Annotated in this window: 8 protein-coding genes and 1 pseudogene; 6 read left to right on the forward strand and 3 right to left on the reverse strand. The window is 72.1% G+C overall.

What is annotated here, in order from left to right:
- Window positions 1-133 precede the first annotated feature (133 nt).
- The 3 genes from ACIHEI_RS27770 (at window position 134) to ACIHEI_RS27780 (ending at window position 3,968) form a co-directional block, all read left to right on the forward strand.
- Window positions 134-1,585, forward strand: coding sequence for a catalase (locus ACIHEI_RS27770; protein WP_396608518.1), 1,452 nt, complete (start codon window positions 134-136; stop codon window positions 1,583-1,585).
- 129 nt (window positions 1,586-1,714) lie between these two features.
- A complete protein-coding gene (locus ACIHEI_RS27775) occupies window positions 1,715-2,734 on the forward strand; it encodes a phosphotransferase family protein (RefSeq protein WP_396608519.1) in 1,020 nt (339 codons plus the stop codon).
- Window positions 2,735-2,738: 4 nt separating this feature from the next.
- Window positions 2,739-3,968: an acyl-CoA dehydrogenase family protein gene (locus tag ACIHEI_RS27780; RefSeq protein WP_396608520.1), complete on the forward strand. Its 1,230-nt coding sequence runs from the start codon at window positions 2,739-2,741 to the stop codon at window positions 3,966-3,968.
- 44 nt (window positions 3,969-4,012) lie between these two features.
- On the opposite strand, the gene ACIHEI_RS27785 is transcribed toward ACIHEI_RS27780, so the two are convergent.
- The 3 genes from ACIHEI_RS27785 to ACIHEI_RS27795 are packed head-to-tail and all read right to left on the reverse strand — an operon-like array spanning window position 4,013 to window position 6,533.
- The gene (locus tag ACIHEI_RS27785) at window positions 4,013-4,981 is read right to left on the reverse strand and encodes an NADPH:quinone oxidoreductase family protein (protein WP_396608521.1); all 969 of its coding nucleotides are present in this window, start codon (window positions 4,979-4,981) and stop codon (window positions 4,013-4,015) included.
- On the reverse strand, window positions 4,978-5,781 hold the full coding sequence (locus ACIHEI_RS27790; protein ID WP_396608522.1) for an SDR family oxidoreductase: 804 nt from the start codon (window positions 5,779-5,781) through the stop codon (window positions 4,978-4,980). The genes ACIHEI_RS27785 and ACIHEI_RS27790 overlap by 4 nt, the downstream gene beginning before the upstream one ends.
- Entirely contained in the window at window positions 5,778-6,533 is a 756-nt protein-coding gene (locus tag ACIHEI_RS27795; RefSeq protein ID WP_392948154.1) for an SDR family oxidoreductase, read from the reverse strand. Before ACIHEI_RS27795 ends, ACIHEI_RS27790 begins: the two co-directional genes overlap by 4 nt.
- Window positions 6,534-6,700: 167 nt before the next feature.
- Between ACIHEI_RS27795 and ACIHEI_RS27800 the strand changes: the two genes are divergently transcribed.
- The 3 genes and pseudogenes from ACIHEI_RS27800 (at window position 6,701) to ACIHEI_RS27810 (ending at window position 9,188) form a co-directional block, all read left to right on the forward strand.
- Window positions 6,701-7,327: a TetR/AcrR family transcriptional regulator gene (locus tag ACIHEI_RS27800; protein WP_396608523.1), complete on the forward strand. Its 627-nt coding sequence runs from the start codon at window positions 6,701-6,703 to the stop codon at window positions 7,325-7,327.
- A 71-nt stretch (window positions 7,328-7,398) separates the two neighbouring features.
- Window positions 7,399-8,154: a DUF2470 domain-containing protein gene (locus ACIHEI_RS27805; RefSeq protein WP_396608524.1), complete on the forward strand. Its 756-nt coding sequence runs from the start codon at window positions 7,399-7,401 to the stop codon at window positions 8,152-8,154.
- 42 nt (window positions 8,155-8,196) lie between these two features.
- A pseudogene (locus ACIHEI_RS27810) lies at window positions 8,197-9,188 on the forward strand (IS5 family transposase).
- The last annotated feature ends 107 nt before the right edge of the window (window positions 9,189-9,295 follow it).

Raw genomic sequence — 9,295 nt, forward strand, 5'->3', positions numbered from 1 at the left:
TGCTCCGTCAGATGCGGGTCTGCGGTTGTGGGCGGCGGGGGCCGGTGTTCGAGTGGTAGGCAGTCGCGGTGGACGATCCTCGCCGCCGCGCGGCTACGGCGCCCGGCGGGGTGCCCGAGGAGGAGTTGCCCCGATGTCCCAGCACGTCCCGTTCACCACGAACAACGCGGGTGTCCCGGTCGAGAGCGACGAGCATTCGCTGACGGCGGGCCCGGTCGGCCCGATCCTGCTGCACGATCACTATCTGGTCGAGAAGATGGCCCAGTTCAACCGGGAGCGGGTGCCGGAGCGGGTGGTGCACGCGAAGGGCAGTGGCGCGTACGGCTTCTTCGAGGTGACGCAGGACGTCAGCCGGTTCACCAGGGCGGACCTGTTCCAGCCGGGCAAGCGCTGCGACATGCTGGCCCGGTTCTCCACGGTGGCGGGCGAGCTGGGTTCGCCGGACACCTGGCGCGACCCGCGCGGTTTCGCGTTGAAGTTCTATACCGAGCAGGGCAATTACGATCTGGTCGGCAACAACACGCCGGTGTTCTTCGTCCGCGACCCGATGAAGTTCCAGGACTTCATCCGCTCGCAGAAGCGCCGTCCCGACAACGGCCTGCGCGACCACGACATGCAGTGGGACTTCTGGACGCTGTCGCCGGAGTCGGCGCACCAGGTGACCTGGCTGATGGGCGACCGGGGCATCCCGAAGAACTGGCGGCACATGGACGGGTTCTCCTCGCATGCCTACAGCTGGGTGAACGAGGACGGCGAGCGGTTCTGGGTGAAGTACCACTTCAGGACCGATCAGGGCAACGATTTCCTGCCGCAGGCGGAGGCGGACCGGCTGGCCGGCGTGGACGGCGACTGCCACCGGCGCGACCTGTTCGAGGCTGTCGAGGGCGGCAACTTTCCGTCGTGGACGCTGCACGTCCAGGTGATGCCGTTCGACGAGGCCTGGAGCTACCGGTTCAACCCGTTCGACCTGACCAAGGTGTGGCCGCACGGCGACTATCCGCTGATCGAGGTCGGCCGGTTCACCCTCAACCGCAACCCGGAGGACCACTTCGTCCACATCGAGCAGGCCGCGTTCGAGCCGTCCAACCTGGTGCCGGGCATCGGCGTCTCGCCGGACAAGATGCTGCTCGGCCGGATCTTCTCCTACCCGGACACCCACCGGCACCGGATCGGCACGAACTACGCGCAGTTGCCGCCGAACCGTTCGCACGTGCCGGTGCACTCGTACGCCAAGGACGGCGCGATGCGGTTCGACGCGGCCCGCACCGCCCGTCCGTACGCGCCGAACTCCTACGGCGGGCCGGCCGCCGACCCGGAGCTGTGGGGTGCGCCGCTGGGGTGGGACGTCGCCGGGCAGATGGTCCGCGAGGCGTATCCGGTGCACCGGGACGACGACGACTGGGGGCAGGCCGGCACGCTGGTGCGCGAGGTGATGGACGACGCGGCCAGGGACCGGCTGGTCGCCAACATCGCCGGGCACCTGCAGGACGGCGTGTCCGCGCCGGTGCTGGAACGCGCTTTCCAGTACTGGCGCAATGTCGACCGCTCGCTCGGCGAACGGGTGGCCGCCGCCGTGGCCCGCTGAACCCCCGCCGCTCGCATCGCCCGTCCGGATTCCTTTGCCGGGCGGGCGGTGCTCGTTGACAACTCGGGCCCCCGGGGCAATCCTAAGCAAGCGCTTAGTCAGCCCACGTTTCTCTGCGAGGTGCCCCCGATGACCACCGCCGCTCCACCCGGACTCGACCTGGAGAGGCTGCGCGCCCACCTGGACGTCGCCCTGCCCGCACCCACCGCCGGACCGCTGACGGCCCGCCGGTTCGAGGGCGGCCGGTCGAACCTGACCTACCTGGTCGAGGACGGCGTCTCCCGCTGGGTGCTGCGCCGGCCCCCGCTCGGACACGTGCTGGCCACCGCGCACGACATGACCCGCGAGTGCCGCGTGCTGGGCGCGCTGGCGCCGACCGCCGTGCCGGTGCCGGACCCGGTGCTGCTGGTCGAGGACGACACGGTGATCGGTGCGCCGTTCTACCTGATGGAGTACGTCGAGGGCACCGCGCACCGGGACGCCAAGACGCTGGCCGCGCTCGGCGAGCAGCGGGTGCACGGCCTCGGCGAACAGCTGGTGGACACCCTGGTCGCCCTGCACGCACTCGACCCAGAGGCGATCGGCCTGGCCGGATTCGGCCGCCCCGAGGGCTTCCTGGAGCGCCAACTGCGCCGCTGGGGCAAGCAGTTGGACGCCTCGCGGAGCCGCGAGGTACCGGGGATCGACGAGCTGCACCAGCGCCTCGCCGACACCCTGCCCGACTCCCCCGCCCCCGCGCTGGTGCACGGCGACTACCGCCTGGACAACGTGCTGGTCGGCCCGGACGACCGGATCACCGCGGTACTGGACTGGGAGATGTCCACCATCGGCGACCCGCTCACCGACCTGGGCCTGCTGGTGATGTACACCGAACTGGCCCGCCGCTTCGACGGCGTACTGCCCGGCGCGGCACTCGCCCCCGGCTTCCCCGGCACCGAGGAACTGGTGCGCCGCTACGCCGAGTTGTCCGGCCGGGACGTCTCCGGGCTGGGCTGGTACGTGGGCTTCGCCTCGTTCAAGCTGGCGGTGGTCCTGGAGGGCATCCACTTCCGGTTCACCCAGGGCGGCACGGTCGGCGCCGGGTTCGACCGGGTCGGTGACATGGTGCCGCTGTTCGTGGAGTTCGGACGCACGTCGGTGGAGGGCTGAGGAAATGGATTTCGCGTACGACGCCAGGACGGTCCACCTGCTGGGTGAACTCGGCGCGTTCATGGACGAGTTCGTGTACCCGGCCGAGCCGGTACTGGCCGAGCAGCTGGAGGACCCGAAGCGCGAGCCGTGGGCGATCCCGCCGGTGATCGGCGAGTTGCGGGCGACCGCGAAGGCCCGCGGCCTGTGGAACCTGTTCTTTGTGGACAAACACAGCTTGCCGGGCGAGCACGGCGCCGGCCTGACCAACCTCCAGTACGCGCCGCTCGCCGAACTCACCGGCCGCTCCGTCCTGTTGGCCCCGGCGGCGGTCAACTGCGCGGCCCCCGACACCGGCAACATGGAACTGCTCGCCCAGTTCGGCTCCGCCGAGCAGCGCGAACGCTGGCTTCGCCCGCTGCTGGACGGCGAGATCCGCTCGGCGTTCGCGATGACCGAGCCGGACGTCGCCTCCTCGGACGCCACCAACATCACCACCCGGATCGAGCGGGACGGCGACGAGTACGTCGTCAGCGGCCGCAAGTGGTACATCACCGGGGCGATGAACCCGAACTGCCAACTCCTCATCGTGATGGGCAAGACCGACCCGGACGCCGAGGTGCACCGCCAGCAGTCGATGATCCTGGTGCCGCGCGACACCCCGGGAGTGCAAGTCCTGCGCGGCATGCGGGTGTTCGGCTACGAGGACGCCGACCACGGCGGGCACGCCGAGATCGTCTTCGACGACGTCCGGGTCCCGGCGGCCAACCTTCTCGGCGAGGAGGGCTCCGGCTTCGCGATCGCCCAGGCCCGGCTCGGGCCGGGCCGGATCCACCACTGCATGCGGGCCATCGGCATCGCCGAGAGGGCGCTGGAACTGACCTGCCGCCGGGTCAACTCCCGGGTGGCGTTCGGCCGTCCGCTGGCCGACCAGGGCGTGGTGCAGGACTGGATCGCCGAGGCCCGGGTGCGGATCGAGCAGGCCAGGCTGCTGGTGCTGAAGACCGCCTGGCTGATGGACACCGTCGGCAACCGGGGTGCCCACACCGAGATCCAGGCCATCAAGATCGCCGTCCCGTCCACCGTCGAGTGGATCCTCGACAAGGCCGTCCAGGCGCACGGCGCGGCCGGCGTCAGCCAGGACACCGTCCTCGCCCAACTCTGGTCCGGCAACCGCACCTTGCGCCTCGCCGACGGCCCGGACGAGGTCCACAAGCGCTCGCTGGCGCGGCGGGAACTGAAGAAGTACCGCTGAGCACGGAGCAGGGGCGGCCCCAACGGGCCGCCCCTTCTTGGCAGTTACGGCAGGACGACGATCCGGCCGGTGCTGGCGCCGGTGGCGACCCGGTGGACGGCCTCGGCGGCGCCGGACAGCGGGACCCGGTCGGAGATCAGCGGGCGGACCACCCCGGTGTCGGCGAGCGCGGTCAGGGCGTCGTGGCAGTCCCGGACGGCCCCCGGGTCCTTGGCCACGTACAGGCCCCAATGCAGGCCCAGCACCGAGTAGTTCTTCACCAGGGCGTGGCCGAGCGGCGGCGCGGGGATCTCGCCGGAGGCGAAGCCGACCACCACGATCCGGCCCTCGAAGGCGACGCACTTGGTGGAGCCCGTGTAGGCGCTGCCGCCGACCGGGTCGAAGACCACATCGGCACCCCGGCCCGCGGTGGCGGTCCGGACGGCGGCGACGAAGTCCTCGGACTTCCGGTCGATCACCAGGTCGGCACCCAACTTCCTTGCCGCGTCAACCTTTTCCGCTCCGCCGACCACGGCGATGACGAACGCCCCGGCGGCCTTGCCGAGTTGCACGGCCGCGCTGCCGACGCCGCCGGCCGCCGCGTGCACCAGCAGCGTCTCGCCGGCAGCCAGGCGGGCCCGGCGGTGCAGCGCGAACCACGCCGTCTGGTAGGCGATCAGCAGGGCGGCCGCCTCGGCGTCGTCCAGGCTGTCGGGTGCGGGCAGCGCGGTGGCGGCGTTCATCAGCGCGTACTCGGCGAACGCCCCGGCGGGCAACTCGGCGGTGCCGATGAGGCGTTCACCCGCGCGCGGGCCCTCGGCCACCTCGCCGCAGAGCTCCACCCCGGGGGTGTAGGGCAGCGGCGGGCGCACCTGGTAGAGACCGGCCGCCATCAGCGCGTCCGGGAAGTTGACGGCGGCGGCCCGGACCCGGACCAGCAGCTGCCCCTCGCCCGGGACGGGGCGGTCCGCCTCCTCCGCGAGCTTCATCACGTCCAGCGGGGCGCCGAGTTCGGCGATTTGCCAGGCTCTCATCGGGCCTCCTTCCGGTCCTCGATCTGCTGCTGGAGCCGGTTCATGCCGTGCAGCCAGCGGTCGGGGGTGGTGGCGCGGGCCGCGTAGTAGTCGGCGACCTCGGGGTGCGGCAGGATCAGGAACTCGCCCGCCGCCATGCCCCGTAGGGCGGCCTCGGCCACCTCGGCGGGCTCGATCGCCGTGGGCGCGAGCAGTGCCTGCCCGTACTCGCCGGTGCCGTCCAGCATCCTGGTCCGCACGCCCTGCGGGCACAGCGCGTGCACCTGGACGCCGCGGTGCCGGTACGTCGCGGACAGCCACTCGGCGAAGGCGAGCGCGCTGTGCTTGGTGACGGCGTACGGGGCGGAGCCGAGCATGGTGAGCAGCCCGGCGGCGGAGACGGTGGCCAGGAAGCGGCCGCGGCCGCGCTCCAGCCAGTCGGGGAGCAGCAGTTGGCCGGCTCGGACGTGGCTGAGCACGTTGACCTGCCAGGCCTGTTCCCAGGCTTCGGGCGGGGCGTCGGGGCCGCCGGTGGTGGCGACGCCCGCGTTGGCGCAGTACAGGTCGATGGCGCCGAGGCGGGCGCGGGCGGCGTCGATCAGCGCGGCGACGCCCTCGGCGCTCGCGGCGTCGCCGGGGGCGGCGTGCGCGCCGAGTTCGTCGGCGACGGCGTGCGCGGCGTCCGGGTCGAGGTCGTTGACCACGACGCGGGCGCCGGCCTCGGTCAGCGCGCGGGCGAGGGCCGCGCCGATGCCGTGGCCGGCGCCGGTGACGACGGCGCCGATCCCGCCGGCGTCGAAGCGGGGTTGGCCGCCGGTCACAGCCCGCCGCCGAGGGTGACGCCGCCGTCCACCACCAGGGTCTGGCCGGTGATCCAGCCGGCGTCCTCGGAGAGCAGGAACGCGACGGCGCCGGACACGTCCTCGGGGAGGCCGAGGCGGCCGAGCGGGTAGGCGCGGGCGACCTTCTCCTCGCGGCCCTCGAACAGGGCTTCGGCGAAGCGGGTCTTGACCACGCCGGGGGCGACCGCGTTGACCCGGATGTCGGGACCGAGTTCGGAGGCGAGTTCCATGGTGAGCCGCATCAGCGCGGCCTTGGAGACGCCGTACATGCCGATGCCGTTGGAGGCGCGGATGCCCGCGATGGAGGCGACGTTGACCACGGCGCCGCCGTTCTCGGCCATCCAGGCGGCGTGCGCGCGGCGGGTCCAGGCGAGCGGGGCGAGCACGTTGACGGCGAGGATCTTCGCGGCGGCGACCGGGTCGGTGTCCAGGATCGGGCCGTAGATCGGGTTGATGCCGGTGTTGTTGACCAGCAGGTCGAGCCGGCCGAAGGTCTCCATCACCCGGGTGACGGTCTCCTCCTGGTGCGCGGTGTCGTCGGACTTGCCGGCCACCGCCAACGCGTGGTCGGGGCCGCCGAGTTCGCGCACCGCCTCGTCCAGGGTTTCCTGGGTGCGGGCGGTGATGCAGACCTTGGCGCCGCGCTGCACCAGTTCGCGCGCGATGCCGAGGCCGATGCCGCGGCTCGCTCCGGTGACCACCGCCACCTTGCCCTTGAACGACACTGTCATCGCCGTACCTCTCGGATCTGCTGCCAGGGATGGTTCCGCCGCCTCGCGCCGGCGCCACCCTCGCACCGACGACTTGACTAAGCGCTTGCTTAGCATCTTGGCGGCGGGCGACACTGTCAACAGCCCACCCGCCCGGACCGGCCCGAACCGTCTGCGAGGATTGCCCCATGAACGACCCAGCGACCGCCGCACTGTGGCCCGGGGAGCGCACCGAGGCAGCGCGGCGACTGCTGCTGGCCGCCGTGGACTCCTTCGCCCGCCGCGGCTACCACGCCACCACCACCCGGGACATCGCCACCGCCGCCGGCATGAGCCCCGCCGCGCTCTACATCCACTACCCCTCCAAGGCGGCCCTGCTCGCCGAGATCTCCCGCGCCGGACACCAGACGACGCTGAACCTGGTCGAGGACGCCGAGGCCTCCGCCACCGACCCGGTCGCCCAGATGCGCACCCTCGCCGAGTCCTTCACCACCTGGCACGCCCGCGGCCACACGGTCGGGCGGATCGTCAACCACGAGCTGCACGCGCTGCCCGAGGAGGACTTCGCGGCCGTCGCCGAACTGCGCATCCGGATCGAGGAGACGGTGCTGCGGATCATCGCGCGCGGCGTGGCGGACGGCGCCTTCCAGGTGCCCGACCAGCGGACCGCGGCCCGCGCCGTCACCTCGCTGGGCATCGACGTCTCGCGCTGGTACAGCGAGCGCAGCAGCGAGTCGCCGGAGGAACTGGGCCGCCGCTACGGGCAGTTGGTGCTGCGCATGCTGGGCGCACCGCCCTCCGCGATCGACGGCTGAGTCACCATGGCTGGACGCCCGACCTCCCATTGACTTAGGTTAGCCTCACCTAAGCAACCAGGAGGCTTCCCGTGCTGCCCCAGCCCGCCCGCCGCTCGCCTTCGGCCGCCGAACGCGCCCGCACCCTGCTGGAGTTCGCCTCCTCCGCCGTCCTGGACATCCGCGGCGCCGACCTCACCGCCCGCCCCGGCCTGCCCCCACAGGTCCGGTGCACCCTGCGGCCGGACGGCACGGTGGCCGTCCTGGTCGGCCGCGAGTCCGCCCTGCACCGGATCACCGCCCTCGCCCGCGGCCCCCTCACCGCCGAACTCGAGTGCGTGGACGTCGCCCCCGTCGCCCTGCCGCACCGCATCCGCGGCCGGCTGCACGCCCAGGGCCTGCTCACCCGCTCCCCCGGCCAGACGCCGCCCACCGGCGGGGGCGTCCTGCTGCGCCTGGACATCGACCACCTGGCGCTGGACGACCTGTGGGGCTCCGAGTGCTGCCTCGACCCCGCCGGCCTGACCGCCGCCACCCCCGACCCGGTCGCCGCCGACGAGGCCCACCTGCTCCAGCACCTGGCCGCCGCCCACGCCGACCAGCTCCTCCTCCTCGGCGCCGGCGCCCTGCCCCGCCCCGGCACCCCGCCGTTCCGGCCCGAGCACCTCCGCGAGGTCCTCCCCGTCGCCCTCGACCGCCACGGCCTCCGCGTCCGCCTGCTCGCCACCGACCCGGCCGCCCCGCTGGACGTCCGCTTCGACTTCCACCACCCGGTGGCGCACCCCGGCGACCTGCCGGAAGCCATGCACCGCCTGTTCGCCCCCACCCACGACCGCAGCGCGACCTGACTAGGCCGTGTCCTGCCGATCAGTTGAGTCGTTGATACGACTATGGGGAGTAGGGGTGATCTGACTGACAGCCAGTGGGAGCGGCTCCGGCCGCTGCTGCCGGTGAGCAACGGGCGTTGTGGCAGGTGGCGGGACCATCGGCAGCAGCGGCTCCGGCCGCTGCTGCCGGTGAGCAACGGGCGTTGTGGCAGGTGGCGGGACCATCGGCAGGTCATCGACGGCATCCTGTACCGGACGCGAACGGGCGTGCCGTGGCGGGACCTTCCGGAGCGCTACGGCTCATGGAAGACCGTCCATGAGCGGCATCGTCGCTGGTCGGCGGACGGGACGTGGGAGCGTCTGCTCCAGCGGGTCCAGGCGGAGGCGGATGCCGCCGGTGGGATCGGCTGGGACATCTCCGTCGACTCCACGTCGATCCGTGCGCACCACCACGCGGCCGGAGCCCGCCATGCACCGCCGGTCCTCAAAGGGGGCGCCGCGCACGCGATCAGGAACGCTCGGGTGTGGACGGAACTGTTCAACTGCCTGGTGGCGGTGGTGCGGCCGGAGAGGCCCTCGGACGGTCCCGGGGCGGCCACACCACCAAGATCCACCTGAGCGCGGAAGGCCACTGCAGGGCGTTGTCCCTGGTCATCACGCCGGGACAGCGCGCCGACTGCACTCAGTTCGAGCCCGTCATGGACAAGATCCGGGTTCCGCGTATGACGGCTGGCCGGCCTCGCACCACGCCCGACAGCGTCAGCGCCGACAAGGCGTACAGCAACCGTCGGACCCGCCGCTACCTGCGACGACGAGCGATCCCGCACGTCATCCCCGAGAAGGCCGACCAGGCGGCGAACCGCCGCAAGCGGGGAAGCGCCGGCGGCCGGCCGCCCGGATTCGACAAAGAGCGGTACAAGAAACGCAACGTCGTCGAGCGTGCGATCAACAAGCTGAAGAACTTCCGCGCCGTCGCGACCAGATATGACAAGCGCGTCTACGTCTTCCTCGGCACGGTCATGGTCGCGGCACTGGCCATCTGGCTCCGCTCATGATCGACCGGACAGGACCTAGTGCCGCAACAGGCAACCTTTGCCCCGTCGCGGCCCGATGCATCCCGCCTGGACGCACCGCCAAAGCACCCAAGTACACCCAGTACGAG

Origin of the sequence: Kitasatospora sp. NPDC051984 (genome assembly GCF_044593455.1) — a bacterium.
GTDB lineage: Bacteria > Actinomycetota > Actinomycetes > Streptomycetales > Streptomycetaceae > Kitasatospora.